This window comes from Vibrio sp. Evd11, from assembly GCF_900382755.1.
Taxonomy (GTDB): Bacteria; Pseudomonadota; Gammaproteobacteria; order Enterobacterales; family Vibrionaceae; genus Vibrio; species Vibrio lentus.
This window is the reverse complement of sequence record NZ_OSDX01000040.1, coordinates 24,017-39,850: the sequence shown is the minus strand read 5'-3', so window position 1 is coordinate 39,850 and position 15,834 is coordinate 24,017. Positions and strand designations below refer to the sequence as shown.

The following is a 15,834-nucleotide window of genomic DNA, read 5'->3' as shown; positions in this document are numbered from 1 at the left end:
GTAAGCCTAAATTGATGTTTTCCCATAAGCCCATCAATCAGGTTGTTCTCTTAACTCTCGAAAGAGGTAAGAAGAATATGGTGGAGGGAGACGGATTCGAACCATCGAAGGCAGTGCCGGCAGATTTACAGTCTGCTCCCTTTGGCCACTCGGGAACCCCTCCAGGGTGTTTTTCCTAACTCATAATGGATAGGCTAAAGAGATGTTTTTCCCAACGCATCTCTCAAGTGCGGAGCGCATCATAGCAAACACGTTAAACCTGTAAAGAGTTTTTCTTATGGTTTTGTGTTGAATGCTGCCTTTTTGGGCAAAGATGGCGAAAAGTACGCATATTGCTCGGGAAGTGAACATCTGTACTAAGGTTTACGTATTAATAGGTAACACCTTGAGGTAACTGGCTTTCTGTATTGTGTTTGGTTTGCGTCATTCACCGAGAAACGTAAATGGAATTTAATCTAGATTTACACTTCTTGACGTTACAGCATTCATCACTTGATAGAATACGGTTAATTTCATTTATAGATAATAATACCAATCGTAGTAAGTAACTTGTCATTCTAGCTTGTTAAAATGCTCGATAACTGCGTTAGAATTTTTGATTGTAGAATAACTACTTATCGAAAATTCTGCCTTGTTCTCAAGCTTTTTTCCTGCGCTATTTCTGACCACTTACTCACTGTGATTGGTATAACCTTACTTGCAGACCATTATTATGAAGCGTAAATCTGTTTTAACCCTGCTTAGCTTGTCTATTCTTATGGCGTCTCCGGCCGCACTTGCAAAACGTCAGGGGCCTAGCACTGTAACTGTTGTTACTGAGCAGGTTGATATTCACCAAGTTAGCCAATCTCTTTCTTTGGTTGGTAAGTTAGAAGCCGAGCAATCTGTGATCATTACTTCTGAAGTCGCGGGCAGAGTTGACTCTATCAACATCAAAGCCAATCAAGATGTGACTAAAGGGCAGATGTTGGTTCAATTAGATGACGACAAAGCCAAGGCCGCGGTTGCAGAAGCGCAAGCGTACTTAAAAGATGAGAAACGTAAGCTTGCAGAATTTCAACGACTAGTGAAACGTAATGCGATTACGCAAACTGAAATTGACGCGCAGAAAACCAACGTTGAAATTGGCAATGCACGCTTAGCTGCTGCGAATGCCAACCTTAAAGATCTTCACATCAGTGCGCCTTTTTCTGGCACGGTCGGCTTTATCGATTTTAGTCGCGGTAAAATGGTGACAGCAGGTACTGAACTCGTGACGTTAGATGATTTGTCTGTGATGCAGTTAGATCTTCAAATTCCTGAGCGTTACCTTTCGAAACTGTCTAAAGGCATGACAGTGACGGCTCGCACCAGTGCATGGGGTGAGACTCAGTTCACGGGTACTGTGGTAGGTATTGATTCTCGTATCAACGCTGAAACCTTGAACTTACGAGTTCGAATCCACTTCGACAACAATAATGATTACCTAAAACCGGGCATGCTAGTCGCGGCTGACATGGATTTTCCGCCAGTGGAAGCGCCAATCATTCCTGTTCAAGCACTTGAATATTCAGGCACTAAGCGATTTGTTTATGTTATCGGTGAAGATAACAAAGCGACACGTACCGAAGTTTTCTTAGGTGCGCGTATTGATAACGAAGTTGTGATTGATAAAGGCATCGAGATTGGTCAGAAGATCGTGGTGCAAGGTATTGTGAACATGCGTGATGGCGTGTTGGTTCAAGAGCTTGCCGTTAATCGCCCTGCTAAACCTGACGGCGATACCGCTAATCTTGATGGTAATACAGCAACTCAAGAAGGTGCGAACTAATGTTGTTATCTGATGTTTCTGTAAAGAGACCAGTAGCGGCTATCGTATTGAGCTTGCTCTTGGTTGTGTTTGGTATTGTATCGTTCAACAAGCTTGCTGTTCGTGAGATGCCTGACATTGAAAGCCCAGTAGTGTCGATCAGTACTCGTTATGAAGGTGCATCAGCTACCATCATTGAGAGCCAAATAACCTCCAATCTCGAAGACCAACTCTCCGGTATTAGTGGTATAGACGAAATTGAATCAACCACTCGAAATGGTTCTTCAAGAATCACGATCACCTTTGAACTTGGTTATGATCTTAATACCGGTGTCAGTGATGTACGTGATGCGGTAGCGCGTGCTCAGCGTTCGTTGCCAGATGAAGCCGATGACCCGATTGTTTATAAGAACAATGGTAGTGGTGAAGCGTCGGTTTACATCAACCTCAGCTCAACCGAGATGGATCGAACGCAGTTAACCGATTACACCGAGCGTGTGTTGATTGACCGCTTTAGTTTGATCTCTGGTGTGAGCTCAGTGGACATCTCGGGTGGCTTGTACAAAGTCATGTACGTCAAGCTGAAACCTGCTCAGATGGCCGGGCGTGGTGTGACTGCTTCTGATATTACGCAGGCGCTGAACAACGAAAACATTGAAAGCCCGGGCGGTGAAGTTCGTAACGATGCGATTGTGATGTCGGTTCGTACGGCTCGTTCATATACCCAAGCTGAAGATTTTGAGTACCTTGTTGTTAAGCGTGCTTCTGACAACACGCCTATCTATCTAAAAGACGTAGCAGATGTTTACATCGGCGCTGAAAACGAAAACTCGACCTTTAAAAGCGACGGTGTTGTTAACGTAAGTATGGGCATTGTGCCTCAGTCAGATGCCAACCCACTTGAGGTGGCTGACTTAGTCCATAAAGAAGTCGAAGCGATTCAAAAGTTCTTGCCTGACGGGACTCGTCTAGCGGTGGACTATGATTCAACGGTATTTATCGACCGTTCGATCTCCGAGGTATACAGCACACTCTTTATTACGGGTGGTTTGGTTATCCTCGTGCTTTATGTCTTCATCGGCCAAGCTCGTGCAACCCTGATCCCAGCGGTGACGGTTCCTGTCTCTTTGATTTCATCGTTTATTGCGGCGTACTACTTCGGCTTCTCTATCAACCTGATTACCTTGATGGCTCTTATCCTATCTATTGGTTTGGTGGTTGATGACGCTATCGTGGTGGTTGAGAATATTTTCCACCACATTGAACGTGGTGAATCACCACTGCTTGCCGCTTATAAAGGCACGCGTGAAGTAGGCTTTGCGGTAATCGCAACCACGCTAGTATTGGTAATGGTGTTCCTACCCATCTCGTTTATGGATGGCATGGTAGGTCTTCTGTTTACTGAGTTCTCGGTACTGTTAGCGATGTCGGTGATCTTCTCGTCTGTTGTGGCATTAACGCTAACGCCAGTTCTGGGCAGTAAGATTCTAAAAGCAAATGTAAAACCAAACCGCTTCAATCGATTTGTAGAACGTGTGTTTGGCAAGCTAGAAGCTGGATACAAAGCGGTATTGCGCCGTGCGTTAAATTGGCGTTGGGCTGCTCCAATCATCATTATCGCGTGTATGGGCGGCAGCTATGGTTTGATGCAACAAGTGCCGTCGCAACTGACTCCGCAAGAAGACCGTGGTGTTATCTTTGCGTTTGTTCGTGGTGCTGATGCAACCAGTTATAACCGTATGTCTGCCAACATGGACATCGTTGAAGAACGTCTAATGCCGCTACTTGGTCAAGGCTTCTTGAAGTCATTCAGTATTCAATCACCAGCGTTTGGTGGTAATGCGGGCGACCAAACGGGCTTTGTAATCATGATCCTAGAAGATTGGGACGAACGTGATGTTACGGCGCAAGAAGCGTTGAACGAAGTTCGTAAATCTTTAAATGGCATTCCAGATGTACGTGTATTCCCGTTCATGCCGGGCTTCAAAGGCGGTTCAAGTGAGCCAGTTCAATTCGTACTGGGAGGCTCTGATTACACTGAACTTCAGAAATGGGGCGAACTGTTAAAGCAAGCGGCTGAAGACTCTCCAATGATGGAAGGTGCAGACATCGATTACTCTGAGAAAACACCAGAGTTATTGGTTACCGTAGACAAGCAGCGTGCAGCTGAGCTGGGTGTGAGTGTTTCTGATATTTCGGACACGTTAGAAATCATGCTTGGCGGTCGCAGTGAAACCACCTTCGTTGACCGTGGTGAAGAATACGATGTTTACTTGCGTGGTGATGAAAACAGCTTTAATAACGCCAACGATTTAAGCCAAATCTACATGCGAACTCAGTCTGGCGAGCTAGTAACGCTCGATACGCTGACACACATTGAAGAAGTGGCATCGTCGATTCGCTTGTCACACTACAACAAGCAAAAATCGGTGACCATCAAAGCGAACCTAATGGAAGGTTACACGCTGGGCGATGCTCTCGATTTCCTTGATGAACAAGCGATTGAACAGCTACCGGGTGACATCTCAGTGAGCTATTCTGGCGAGTCTAAAGACTTCAAAGAGAACCAATCGAGTATCCTCGTGGTGTTTGCGCTAGCAATGTTGGTGGCGTACTTGGTACTCGCGGCGCAGTTTGAGAGCTTCATTAACCCGCTGGTGGTGATGTTCACCGTACCTATGGGTATCTTTGGTGGCTTCTTAGGCTTGGTGTTGATGAGTCAAGGACTCAACGTATACAGCCAGATCGGTATGATCATGCTGATCGGTATGGTGACCAAAAACGGTATCTTGATCGTAGAGTTTGCTAACCAACTTCGTGACCGTGGTATTGAGTTTGAAAAGGCGATCATTGATGCTTCGGCTCGACGTTTACGTCCAATCATGATGACGGCATTTACCACGCTAGCAGGTGCCATTCCATTGATTATGTCAACGGGCGCGGGTTATGAAAGCCGAGTGGCGGTGGGTACGGTTATCTTCTTCGGTATGGGCTTTGCGACTTTGGTTACTCTGTTCGTTATCCCTGCGATGTACCGACTGATTTCTGGCTCAACGCGTTCTCCGGGTCACGTGGAAGCGGTTCTAAATAAAGAACTAAGCCACGATAACGTGGGAAGAACCAGTCACGGTTAATCGGTTTCAATAGCGATTATTTTAAAGCCCGACAACTCTGTTTCGTTGTCGGGTTTTTTATTTAACACGTAAAAATGATCTGAGGGAATAACTCAGCAGGCGCTATAAATCGCTAAGATATTTTAAAGTTTCGAGCAGTTCATCCATCGAGCTGTGGCCTCTTAGATTCACCATATAGCGACCATTTATGATGAAGCTTGGAATGCTGACAATTGCCGTTTGCTCTGTTTTATCCGCAGCATCCTTTATATAAGTTGCCCATTGCTGCTGTTGGCTTTTTGTCATGTTCTCTTGTGTCACAAGGTTGTGTTTCTTAAAGAAGACATCAATATCGGCTTGTTGCAGTGGACTGTTTGTCTGCACAAGAGAAAACAGTTCATTAAGCAGTTCGTGAGATAGGTTGGGCTGTTGAACCAATACGGTGTAATAAAGGCTTGCGGCTTGAAGTGTTGATTCGTTGAAAATCACATGTGTACGATGTAACACAAGTTCACCTGATTGCTCTTTATCTTTCAGTAGTTCGGTCATCTGCCAACAAGGTGTGCAGGTTAATGAGAAGAACTTGTCTATTTGATGGTCTGTTGAATAGGGGGTATCCAAAATAGAGTATTGCTCTCCTTCGGTAGGAGACGCATAAGCTATTGAACTAAAGATAATAGATGCGAATAAAAAAACTACGGCTTGCAATCGTTTCATGGGGATTCCGGTTTATCGGTTTAGTAATGAAAAACGCCCATCACATTCAATGTAATAGGCTTGGTGACGGTTTATCTGTGAATGTTTTGAAAAGCCTGCGTTTGCTCCTAGCGAACAGCGAGCTTTTTTTGTATAACAATATCTGCTCAACACATTAAAAAAATGAAAACTATTAAGGGACACCAAAGTGGCTGAATTTAAATACAAAGATCTTTCTCAAGAAGAACAAGACAAGCTGGATGCAGCAACCTTTCGTCGCCTGTTAGCACACCTAGACAACAACAAAGATGTACAAAACATCGACCTGATGATCTTGGCTGGCTTCTGCCGTAACTGCTTCAGCAAATGGTACAAAGCAGAAGCTGAGCAACAAGGCCTAGACCTTGATATCGACGATGCTCGTGAGCGTGTCTATGGCATGACTTACGATGAGTGGAAACAAAACCACCAACCAAAAGCAACACCAGAGCAACTTGCAGCTTTTGAAGCGAAGCAAAAACCAGAATAATCTCGTGTCATGGGTAACCGATAACACACAAAAAGAGCCCATCAAGGGCTCTTTTTTATTTTGAAAACTTGTTCTTGGCGAGGTGTTTAAACTAATTCACCCGTTTGAGAGAAAGCTTCCAACTTCGCTGCGTAAGGCTGTAGGTCACCAATGTTGTTGTTCACCCACTCATCATTAAAGTAAGTGTCTAGGTAACGCTCGCCACTATCACAAAGTAAAGTCACGATAGAGCCTTTCTCACCGCGTGCTTTCATCTCGCTTGCCAGTTGAAGCACACCGTACATATTTGTACCTGTTGATGCGCCAACTTTACGCCCAAGAATGTCAGACAGCCAATGTGTCGTTGCGATGCTTGCTGCGTCTGGGATCTTACGCATTTCGTCAACCACACCTGGAATGAAGCTTGGTTCTGCTCGTGGGCGACCAATCCCTTCAATTTTGCTGAATGTGTTGCCTTTAACATTCGCATTGCCTGTTTTGAAGTACTCGTGGAATACTGAGTTTTCAGGGTCGACAACACATAGCTTAGTTTCATACTGTTGGTAGCGAATGAAACGGCCGATAGTTGCTGAAGTGCCGCCAGTACCTGGGCTCATTACTACCCAAGTTGGAACTGGGTGATCTTCCATCTGCATTTGATTGAAAATTGAGTTCGCGATGTTGTTGTTACCGCGCCAGTCAGTTGCACGCTCAGCGTAAGTAAATTGGTCCATGTAATGGCCATTCAGTTCCGTCGCTAAACGGCGAGACTCATCGTAAATTTCATCCGAGCGATCAACAAGGTGCGCTTGGCCGCCGTAGAATTCAATCTGCTCAATTTTTTTCTTCGCTGTGCACTTAGGCATTACCGCAATAAACGGAAGACCAAGCAGGCGAGCAAAGTACGCCTCAGACACAGCAGTGCTGCCAGATGAAGATTCAATGATCGTTGTTTCTGGGCCAACCCAACCGTTACAAATCGCGTATAAGAACAGAGAACGCGCCAAGCGGTGCTTCAAAGAGCCTGTTGGGTGTGTGCTTTCATCTTTAAGGTAGATATCAATGCCTTCGATGCTTGGAAGGTCTAGCTTGATAAGGTGCGTATCCGCTGAGCGTTGGTAGTCCGCTTCAATTTTACGAATCGCGTTGTTAATCCATTGATGGTCAGTGCACATAAGCGTTCTCCTGATCTTGTGTAGGAATTTTTTGTAATTGGTATGGTTATAATTTAGCTAGAATTCGAGAGAAAAACTTTGCCATATTTGCTTTGTTTTGACTAAACTGTAGAAAATTATTCTATTCAAATGCGATTTGGTGAAAGTGTGATAGATGCCGTAGATAAAAAAATATTAAGCTTGCTGCAAGAAGACAGTACGCTGTCACTGAACGATATTTCAGAGGCAGTAAACCTAACAACTACTCCCTGCTGGAAAAGACTGAAGCGTCTTGAAGAGAACGGCATTATTGAAAAAAGAGTGGCGTTGCTGAACCCTGAGAAGCTTGATCTTGCTTTTACCGCGTTCGTATTGGTGAAAACAAGTAACCATTCTCATGAGTGGTATGGGCGCTTTGTGAATACTGTGTCGGACTTTCCAGAAGTGATGGAGTTCTATCGAATGGCTGGCGAGTATGATTATATGATGAAGGTTCAGGTTAAAGACATGAAGTGCTTTGATGACTTCTACAAGCGCTTGGTGAATAGTATTGATGGTATCTCGAATGTGACCTCGACGTTTGCCATGGAACCATTGAAATACACGACAGCATTGCCGCTGTAAGTTAACCGAGCCTCACGTTACATCTTGTCTCAGTTTAGACATCGCCTCTGCGATAAAGAAAAGGATTATTCATGTTTGCAAAAATCTCTACCGCGATCCAATTGGTGTTAGCCGTCTCCATTTTTTATTTGGGCTACACCATCTATTCATTTACTAATAAAGTCGGTGACATCGTCGATACTTATCCGCAGGTTATCGAAGATTTATCTGTCTTGACCAAAGGCCTTAAAGTCGAAGAATGGCTAGAGTTTGCAGCTCATGTCGACGAGCTTGCTCCACAAGTTTTAGATACTGTCGAAGACGTGAGAAAGACAGTGGACCAAGTCAATCAAACTATTGCCTCTGTCGACAGTAAGATTCCAAGCATTCTCGAAGAAGTGAAAAATGTACGCACTGAAGTCGAAAATGTAAGAGTGGATGTTATCCCTCCAACGCTTTCAGAAATGAAAAGCTACCGAATTGATGTTGTTCCTCCTGTGTTGGCTGAAAGTAAGTCCTACCGCGAGCAGACTATCCCTGTGATTGTGACTGAGTCTGAAATGCTAAGAGCAGAAGTGCCGGGTATTTTGGCACAGGCTAATTTGTTAGCTGATAAGAGTAAGGAACTAGCTCAGGGCGCTGCAGAAGGTGCGGTGAAAGGCGTAGTGCTATCCCCGTTTAACTTGCTTAGAGATGCGGGCGATGGCATTAAAACGCGAGTGCAAGGTGAATTTGAGCCTACGCTAGAGACTGAATAGAGATTGTTGACTATTGAGTAACAGCCTTTGCTTGGCGTTATGGAAAAGAAAAGGGGCTAGGTTATACCTAGCCCCTTATTGTTGGCTGGTGCTAGTGCTAGTGCTAGTGCTAGTGCTGGTGTATTGTTTGTAAAAAACGCCTACTCATTACTTAGTAAAGCGCATCACACCTTCTTGAACCGCCGTCGCGACTAACTCACCTTTTTGGTTAAAGATCTCGCCGCGCACTAGGCCACGAGTGTTCGCTGCCGTTGGGCTTTCAATCGCATAAAGCAACCATTCATCCATCTTGAATGGGCGGTGGAACCAGATTGAGTGGTCAATCGTCGCCACTTGGAAGTTTGGCGTCATGATTGACACTTCATGCGGGTGAAGCGCCGTAACCAAGAATCCCCAATCCGATGCGTAAGCAAGCAGGTATTGGTGAATAAGTTGGTTATCTGGCAGCGCACCATTCGCTCTCACCCAAAGATACTGCTTTGCTTCTGTCTTTTTAGGCTTCAGTGGATTAACCACTGTTACTGGGCGCATTTCAATTGGCTTTTCGCCACAGAAAGTCTTACGCAGTTTCTCAGGTAAGAACTCAGCAATATGACTTGCTAGCTCAGTTTCAGATGCAAAATTCTCTGGCCCAGGGATATTTGGCATTTCATTCTGATGTTCAAAACCTGGAGCATCACCATGGTAAGAAGCCGTGAGATAGAAAATAGGGCGACCATTTTGAATCGCTTTAACACGGCGAGTGCTGAAGCTGCGTCCATCTCTTAGGTTCTCAACATCGTAAATGATTGGCTTTTCAGGATCACCGGGAAATAGAAAATAACTGTGGAACGAGTGAACACTACGGTCGTCTTGAACAGTATAACGGGCAGCGGAAAGCGCTTGTCCCAATACCTGACCGCCGTATACCTGTGGCAGGCCGAGGTTCTCACTTTGCCCACGGAATAAACCTTCTTCCAGTTTCTCTAGCTGAAGTAAACTTAGTAATTCTTGTAAAGGTTGACTCATCGCCAGCATTCCTCTTCGTAAAATAGGTGTCAGATTATGGTGCTAATCATTTAGCTTAGTCAGATATCTGTCAATAAATCATAGGGTTTCAAGACAGAATATGAAAGCTCTCTTATAATTGGTGAGTAGATTTGCCGAGTCCGGCAAACATGTTGAGAGAAATTGAATATGAAAAAGGCTCTAATTCTTATTACGTCTTTAGTATCGTTTGGCCTACTTGTTGGTTGCCAAGCAACATCAGAAACGAACACTTCTCAGGAAGTGGTTGCAGAGAACGCTCAAGTGATTTTAGGAACAGTAAGCTATCGCGAAAGAATTGCATTGCCAGAGAATGCAGTGGTTACCGTAACGCTAGAAGATATTTCATTGGCTGACGCACCATCGACTGTTATCGCGACTCAAGAATTCACTACTGACGGTAAGCAAGTACCGTTCGCATTCGAGCTGAGCTACGACAACAACAAGATTCAACCGAATCATCGTTACAACATGCGCGCAACGATTCACGTTGACGGCAAACTGCGTTTCACAACAGACACGATTAAGTCAGTGATTACCGACGTAGAAAACACGCAACAAGCAGACCTACGCTTGGTTGGTGTTCGTTAATTAGAAATGGATGCCAATATTAAGGTATTTTGGCTAGCTGGTTAGTTGATTAGCTAATTTCGTCTTCTAGCTAACTAGGTGATTAATGGCAGCTCTAGGGCTGCCATTTGTATATTCTGAGTTTAACCTTTCCTGCGTCGCTCACTTCAATCCCTTCTTCGACCAGATGCTTCTTTTGGCGATCAAACGAATCACCTTTCAAAGATATCTCACCCTTACTGTTGATCACCCGATACCAAGGCAGTTTGCTGCCTTCTGGTAAATTACCTAATGCTCTACCGACATGTCGTGCATACCCCGGAAAACCAGAAAAACGTGCTATGTCTCCATAAGTTGTTACTTTTCCATATGGAATTTGGTGAATCACTGCAAAGATTTGGGGCAAAAATTGGTCCATACTAAAAATTCCTAGTTCATTAATACCACGGATCGGTAGAAGGAGAGGGCTATGGTATTTTCAACGTTTCAGTTCTTGATAACCACATTATTAGCCGTTGTTTGCGCGAGAGCAATCAGTTTAAGTGAGGGAGATATCCCAGTGCTTGCAATGGTCATCCCTGCATTATGGATATTACCGCAGGGCGGCATTGCAGGATTAGTTCTGCTTGTTTCCATGACGACTTACGGCTTAACGCTGCCCCTACAACCCATCACGCTCTCTGTGAGTGCGTGGGTGCTATTCCCATTATTGATGGTGGTTTTTTCAAAACGCAGTAGCTTGTCGGTTGTTATTATTTCGGGATTAATTGTCGCGACTCTACAAGTCGGGATTATGGTGACCCAATCCGCAGGTAAGCTTGATGGCGCACCTTGGATTACCACTCTGCAAACATTGTCGATCATCATGATTTGGTGGGCGGCGAACCACCTTAAACCAGCCAGTCGACACAGTTGGTGGTCATTAGGATTGATTCTTCCATTATGGATGGCCGATTTACCTTACGCGGCTTTGGTCGCCTTGTGTGTTACAGGCATCATGGCATCGATGGAAACCCTCACTCGCTTGAAGACCTTTCGTTGGAATAAGCTACTGTGTTGGACATTGCCGACTGTTGGCTTTGCGGCTTTGGTGATAACGCCAAGTATTGAGGTGCCAAGCCCAGTCTTTGTGGTGTGGTTGTGTTTGTTGGGCACCGCATGGATGACAGATTACATCATCCGCACGGAAGAGAACGAAGACGCCGACCTCTAGCTGAAGTGAATGATATTCTGCTCGTAAGTATAAAAGCGAGCACATGTGACTTGAATGAATGTGTTATGAAACAAAGACAAAGGTGATGCTTTATCCGACAGTTTTACGGCGTGTTGGGTAAAGGGTAATCACTTAAACCACATTTGTTTAAAAAGAGTCGCTTTGTGCTTGCAATGGTTGCTGCGATGCTTAATAATCCAATCACTCTTTGAGGCAAGCCTCTTAGAAAAAGAATCTATGGAGGCTCTGGTCCTCCCGCAACACTAACTTGTGAACTCGGTCAGGCCTGGAAGGGAGCAGCCGCAGCAGGCGACGTGTGTGCCGGGATGTGGCTGGGGCTTCCACCCATATTGAAGCCTGCAATATATGTTCGCATAAATTGCAGGCTTCTTTTCTTATTTGCACCCTAAGTCTTCATGGTCTATTTTTTGTTGTAGGTTTACAACAAAAGTGCTTTTGCTATGTACGACCAAACCAAAAAATCATCAGCTGTTCACAACATTTGTAAATTCATGAGTTTGAAAAATGACTCAGTTGTTCGAACAATGTCCATGCTTGAGTATGATTTTTGTTTTCATGCTGAATACAATCCTCAAATAGTTAGATATGAATCTCAGCCACATGGGTTTGAGTACTACTTCAATGGGCGCTACTGCCGCTATACACCAGACTTCCAGCTTTTCGATAGCATAAATACGCCTTCTCTGATTGAAGTAAAGCATTCAAGTCAGATCCTTAAACAAGATTTTCGAGCAAGGTTTAAAGAAAAGCAGCTTGTCGCTCAAGCTGAGTATGGAAAAAAGCTCATCTTAGTGACCGAGAAGCAGATTCGAACTGGTTTCCTACTTAGTAACCTTAAATTACTCCATGGCTATTCAGGGATTCGTACAATCACTGATATTCAAAAACACGTGCTTCAGTTTGTTCAAGCTAATAGAAGCGTGACCCTTCATCATCTTTCACACCAACTTAAAATCTCTCCAGATGAAACATTAACAGCCGCTTTGTGCTGGCTATCTTCAGGTGAAATACAAACAGATTTTAATCAGAAAAAATTTGATTTAGAAAATTCTGTTTGGTGCTAGCCAATGAGTGATGATCTCTTTGGTTTTAGTGATGAATTTAATAGCTTCGACAATGATGTCGCTGATGATAAAACGCTTTCGACAGAATTTTTAGCAGAAGACGAAAATCTTGAATTGGCATTTGGTGACTTGCCAAACAAAGAGACGGCATTGTTTCGTTTGGATCTAATTCGTTATTTGGAAAGGCGCGTAAAAGGAGGTTGGACGCCCAAAAACCTAGACAAGCTCTTGGAAGAGTATGCCCTATTGAAGAAAACTTCGGTCCCGTCATCCAGAACGATAGCTGATTGGAAAAAGCTCTATTACGAGTCAGGTAAAGATGTAGCGTCTCTTATTCCTGGGCATAGCAAAAAAGGAAACAGAAAACTAAAGAACGATTCATCTGATTTAGTTACAGAAGCGATTCAAACCAAGTTTCTGACCAAAGAGCGAGTATCGGTCAACACCGCCTATGAGTACTACAAATATCGAGTTATTGAAGAAAACCGACCATTAGACCAAGTTAAAATAGCGCCAATTTCCCAACGGACATTTTACAATCGTGTAAATGCACTGCCTCCCTATGAAGTTGCTTTAGCTCGTTATGGAAAACGATATGCTGATAATAAGTTTAAGACTGTTGGGTCAATCATTCCGGCAACGCGGCCAATGGAATATGTAGAAATAGACCACACTACAGCTCCTGTGATTTTACTTGATGATGATTTGGAGCTTCCTCTTGGCAGACCACACTTAACAATACTTTATGATAGATACTCCACTTGCATCGTTGGTCTTTCTGTCAATTATAGAGATCCTAGCTACGAGACAGTACGAGCAGCTTTTCTTAATTCAGTTCTTAAGAAGGATTGGATTAAAGAAAAGTACCCAAGCATTAAATCTGAATGGCCTTGTTACGGAAAAATCACAAATTTGATAGTGGATAACGGTGCGGAGTTTTGGAGTGATAGCCTAGAGTCAGCATTAAAGCCATTAGTAACAGATATTCAATATAATCAACGCGGTAAACCGTGGCGAAAAGCTGGTGTTGAAAAGTCTTTTGATACCTTTTACAAGAAACTATTTAGTCGCTTCCCAGGAAAAACCTTTACCAACCCTACTCAGCTAAAAGACTACAACCCGAAGCGAGACGCTGTCATTAATGTGTCTGATTTTCTCGAGCTGTTACATAAGTGGCTTATTGACGTTTATCATAAAAAAGCGGACACGAGGTACAAGAGAGTTCCTTACCAGAAATGGACAGAGTCGCAAGGAACGATAATCTTTTGTGAAGGCCCTGAAGCAGAGCAATTAAAGATTGAGCTTGGAGTTGTAAACCATCGGACTATAAGAAGAGGTGCTATTGAATTGCATTCTCTCAAATACCAATCTGATGAGTTGGAAGAGTACGGTAAGCAATATTCTAGTCGTGCAAGAAAAAGCGCTTATGTGAAAACCAAGACAGACCCAAACGATATCAGCTCGATTTACGTTTACCTTGAGGAAGAGAAAAAATACATCAAAGTCCCAGCAGTCGATCATACAGGTTATACAAAAGGTCGATCTTTATATGAACATCAACGAATTAATAGTTTAAGAAGGTTGAAAGTCCGTTTGGGAGAGCAAGACGAATCATTAGCCGATGCGTCATTGTATTTGGACAGGGCTATGGATGAAGCAATAGAACGTATGAGTCGTTCTAAGTCCAAAAAATCGGCACTTCCTAAAACAACTCATGCTTCAAAAATAGCAAAGCAAAGAGGTGTTGGTAGTGAAGGGCCTAGTACCATTGTCACTAAGTCACCTAAACCTATCAGTGAAGTACCAAAAGAAGCAATAGATATGGGTACTGCTAGTGATGACCTCAGCGATATAGAGGGGTATTAGTGAACATACTCAGTGATCGTCAAATAGAGCAATATACATCTTTTAGAGAGTGTTTCTTAGAATACCCTCAGTTGACGGAAATTTATAACGTCTTTGATCGAATGGTATTGAACAGCTCTCTTGGAGGGGAGCAAGAGTCATTATTGCTAACGGGAGATACAGGTGTTGGCAAGACGGCTATGATTGATAATTATGTTGCAAGGTTTGCTGCTAAGGGGAGCCGCTGGACTGAAATGCCAGTATTAAAAACTCGCATCCCAAGTAAAGTTCGTGAGCAAAATACGTTAGAAAGATTATTAATTGACTTAGATAGTCGAGCCTCTAGCCGCCGCAGGAGACCTTACAAAGAAGGAGCGTTAGAACAAGGAGTCATCAAAAGTTTAATTGAAAAAAAAGTAAAGCTTGTGATCGTTAATGAGGTTCAAGAGCTGATGGAATTCAAAGATGCTAATGAACGACAAACAATAGCGAATACTTTTAAGATGATAAGTGAGGAAGCTCAAGTTTCATTTGTTTTGGTGGGTATGCCCTATGCGACGATGCTCGCTGAAGAAGACCAATGGAATTCTCGTTTAGGCTGGAAGCGACACTTAAGTTATTTTCACCTTTCTAAGCTGAGCGAAGCCGATAACAAAAGTTATATTCCTGATGCAGAAGGGAAACGGCATTTTGCAAGCTTTGTTGCTGGACTTGCAGGCAGAATGGGGTTTGAAAAACGCCCTAACTTAACTGGGGATGAAATTCTACTACCTTTATTCTCAGTCTGCCGTGGAGAGTGTCGTGTGCTGAAGCACTTTCTTGCGGATGCGTTACTCAACGCATTGCAATCTTCAAAGGATACGATTGATAAGCCATTATTATCGGCTTGTTTTGATACTAAATACCCTTATGCGAAACAGAATCCTTTCGAGTGTAAGTTAACAGAACTCAAGCTAGTAGAACTGAAAACAGAAACTTCTTACAACAAAGGTGCTCAATTTAAAGAAGACCGATTAATAGGTCGGTCATTTACTGATTTATTACCAGTTCATATGTTGCTGAGTAAGACACCTTTAAAAGCTCAGTGATACGCACATTGTTATTTATTCAGGTTCTCCAACAACACCGCCTTCTCTTCATCACTCATCTTATCAATTGCGCACGCTAACTCAGCGCTCAATTCGCTCCTACAAAAAAAGTAGTTTAGCGGCACATCTAATTCTTCAGCCATACGTTCAAGCGTACCAATATCGGGTACATGTCTGCCTTTCTCGTAATGATTCATACGACCGCTAGCAGAACTTTGCTCCATACCAATTTTCACCCCTAAATCTTTTTGGGTGATCTTGGCTTTTTTACGCGCAGCTTTGAGCCTCGCTGGGATGGGGTTGTCTTTTTGCACTTACACATTTCTTTTCAACCTTTAGATAACTTAGATTGTCTAAGTTTTACTGATTTTTGTATACTTAGCAAT

General features: G+C 43.5%; 15 protein-coding genes, 1 tRNA gene and 1 other RNA gene. 11 read left to right on the top strand and 6 right to left on the bottom strand.

The annotated features are described in order from the left end of the window. Positions 1 to 78 precede the first annotated feature (78 nt). Positions 79 to 163, bottom strand: a tRNA-Tyr gene (locus ED652_RS16120). A 549-nt stretch (positions 164 to 712) separates the two neighbouring features. Between ED652_RS16120 and ED652_RS16115 the strand changes: the two genes are divergently transcribed. Both ED652_RS16115 and vexH read left to right on the top strand, forming a co-directional pair. Then, positions 713 to 1,810, top strand: coding sequence for an efflux RND transporter periplasmic adaptor subunit (locus tag ED652_RS16115; protein ID WP_122055475.1), 1,098 nt, complete (start codon positions 713 to 715; stop codon positions 1,808 to 1,810). Next, positions 1,810 to 4,923, top strand: a complete 3,114-nt coding sequence (vexH, locus tag ED652_RS16110; RefSeq protein ID WP_122055474.1) for a vibriobactin export RND transporter permease subunit VexH — start codon at positions 1,810 to 1,812, stop codon at positions 4,921 to 4,923. Before ED652_RS16115 ends, vexH begins: the two co-directional genes overlap by 1 nt. 102 nt (positions 4,924 to 5,025) lie before the next feature. Here the strand turns inward: vexH and ED652_RS16105 are convergent, their stop codons facing one another. After that, positions 5,026 to 5,619, bottom strand: coding sequence for a thioredoxin domain-containing protein (locus ED652_RS16105; RefSeq protein ID WP_122055473.1), 594 nt, complete (start codon positions 5,617 to 5,619; stop codon positions 5,026 to 5,028). Between the two features lie 187 nt (positions 5,620 to 5,806). On the opposite strand from ED652_RS16105, the gene ED652_RS16100 reads away from it, so the two are divergent. Then, positions 5,807 to 6,127: a DUF1244 domain-containing protein gene (locus ED652_RS16100; RefSeq protein WP_004736423.1), complete on the top strand. Its 321-nt coding sequence runs from the start codon at positions 5,807 to 5,809 to the stop codon at positions 6,125 to 6,127. An 86-nt stretch (positions 6,128 to 6,213) separates the two neighbouring features. Here ED652_RS16100 and ED652_RS16095 read toward each other — a convergent pair whose 3' ends face one another. Beyond that, positions 6,214 to 7,281 carry a PLP-dependent cysteine synthase family protein gene (locus ED652_RS16095; protein ID WP_122055472.1) on the bottom strand — a complete coding sequence of 356 codons (1,068 nt, stop codon included), beginning with the start codon at positions 7,279 to 7,281 and terminating at the stop codon, positions 6,214 to 6,216. 129 nt (positions 7,282 to 7,410) lie between these two features. Between ED652_RS16095 and ED652_RS16090 the strand changes: the two genes are divergently transcribed. Together ED652_RS16090 and ED652_RS16085 are read left to right on the top strand one after the other, a co-directional pair. Further along, the gene (locus tag ED652_RS16090; protein ID WP_017105254.1) at positions 7,411 to 7,884 is read left to right on the top strand and encodes an Lrp/AsnC family transcriptional regulator; all 474 of its coding nucleotides are present in this window, start codon (positions 7,411 to 7,413) and stop codon (positions 7,882 to 7,884) included. Positions 7,885 to 7,955: 71 nt separating this feature from the next. Further along, a complete protein-coding gene (locus ED652_RS16085) occupies positions 7,956 to 8,621 on the top strand; it encodes a hypothetical protein (RefSeq protein WP_122055471.1) in 666 nt (221 codons plus the stop codon). 147 nt (positions 8,622 to 8,768) lie between these two features. On the opposite strand, the gene tesB is transcribed toward ED652_RS16085, so the two are convergent. Continuing rightward, positions 8,769 to 9,629, bottom strand: a complete 861-nt coding sequence (tesB, locus tag ED652_RS16080) for an acyl-CoA thioesterase II (protein ID WP_029405291.1) — start codon at positions 9,627 to 9,629, stop codon at positions 8,769 to 8,771. A 168-nt stretch (positions 9,630 to 9,797) separates the two neighbouring features. On the opposite strand from tesB, the gene ED652_RS16075 reads away from it, so the two are divergent. Beyond that, positions 9,798 to 10,238, top strand: coding sequence for a YbaY family lipoprotein (locus ED652_RS16075; protein ID WP_122055470.1), 441 nt, complete (start codon positions 9,798 to 9,800; stop codon positions 10,236 to 10,238). Positions 10,239 to 10,332: 94 nt separating this feature from the next. On the opposite strand, the gene ED652_RS16070 is transcribed toward ED652_RS16075, so the two are convergent. Then, entirely contained in the window at positions 10,333 to 10,635 is a 303-nt protein-coding gene (locus ED652_RS16070; protein WP_017105258.1) for an MGMT family protein, read from the bottom strand. A gap of 51 nt (positions 10,636 to 10,686) precedes the next feature. Between ED652_RS16070 and ED652_RS16065 the strand changes: the two genes are divergently transcribed. The 5 genes from ED652_RS16065 to ED652_RS16045 all read left to right on the top strand — a co-directional run bounded on the left by ED652_RS16065 (position 10,687) and on the right by ED652_RS16045 (position 15,448). Continuing rightward, positions 10,687 to 11,430: a hypothetical protein gene (locus tag ED652_RS16065; RefSeq protein WP_017110050.1), complete on the top strand. Its 744-nt coding sequence runs from the start codon at positions 10,687 to 10,689 to the stop codon at positions 11,428 to 11,430. Between the two features lie 244 nt (positions 11,431 to 11,674). Further along, positions 11,675 to 11,771: signal recognition particle sRNA small type (gene ffs, locus ED652_RS16060), an RNA gene on the top strand. A gap of 120 nt (positions 11,772 to 11,891) precedes the next feature. Further along, on the top strand, positions 11,892 to 12,515 hold the full coding sequence (locus tag ED652_RS16055; protein ID WP_122055469.1) for a TnsA endonuclease N-terminal domain-containing protein: 624 nt from the start codon (positions 11,892 to 11,894) through the stop codon (positions 12,513 to 12,515). A 3-nt stretch (positions 12,516 to 12,518) separates the two neighbouring features. Further along, a complete protein-coding gene (locus ED652_RS16050; protein WP_122055468.1) occupies positions 12,519 to 14,381 on the top strand; it encodes a Mu transposase C-terminal domain-containing protein in 1,863 nt (620 codons plus the stop codon). Further along, positions 14,381 to 15,448, top strand: coding sequence for a TniB family NTP-binding protein (locus ED652_RS16045; protein WP_102381622.1), 1,068 nt, complete (start codon positions 14,381 to 14,383; stop codon positions 15,446 to 15,448). The genes ED652_RS16050 and ED652_RS16045 overlap by 1 nt, the downstream gene beginning before the upstream one ends. Before the next feature lie 11 nt (positions 15,449 to 15,459). On the opposite strand, the gene ED652_RS16040 is transcribed toward ED652_RS16045, so the two are convergent. After that, positions 15,460 to 15,762: a helix-turn-helix domain-containing protein gene (locus tag ED652_RS16040; protein ID WP_008220694.1), complete on the bottom strand. Its 303-nt coding sequence runs from the start codon at positions 15,760 to 15,762 to the stop codon at positions 15,460 to 15,462. Between the last annotated feature and the right edge of the window lie 72 nt (positions 15,763 to 15,834).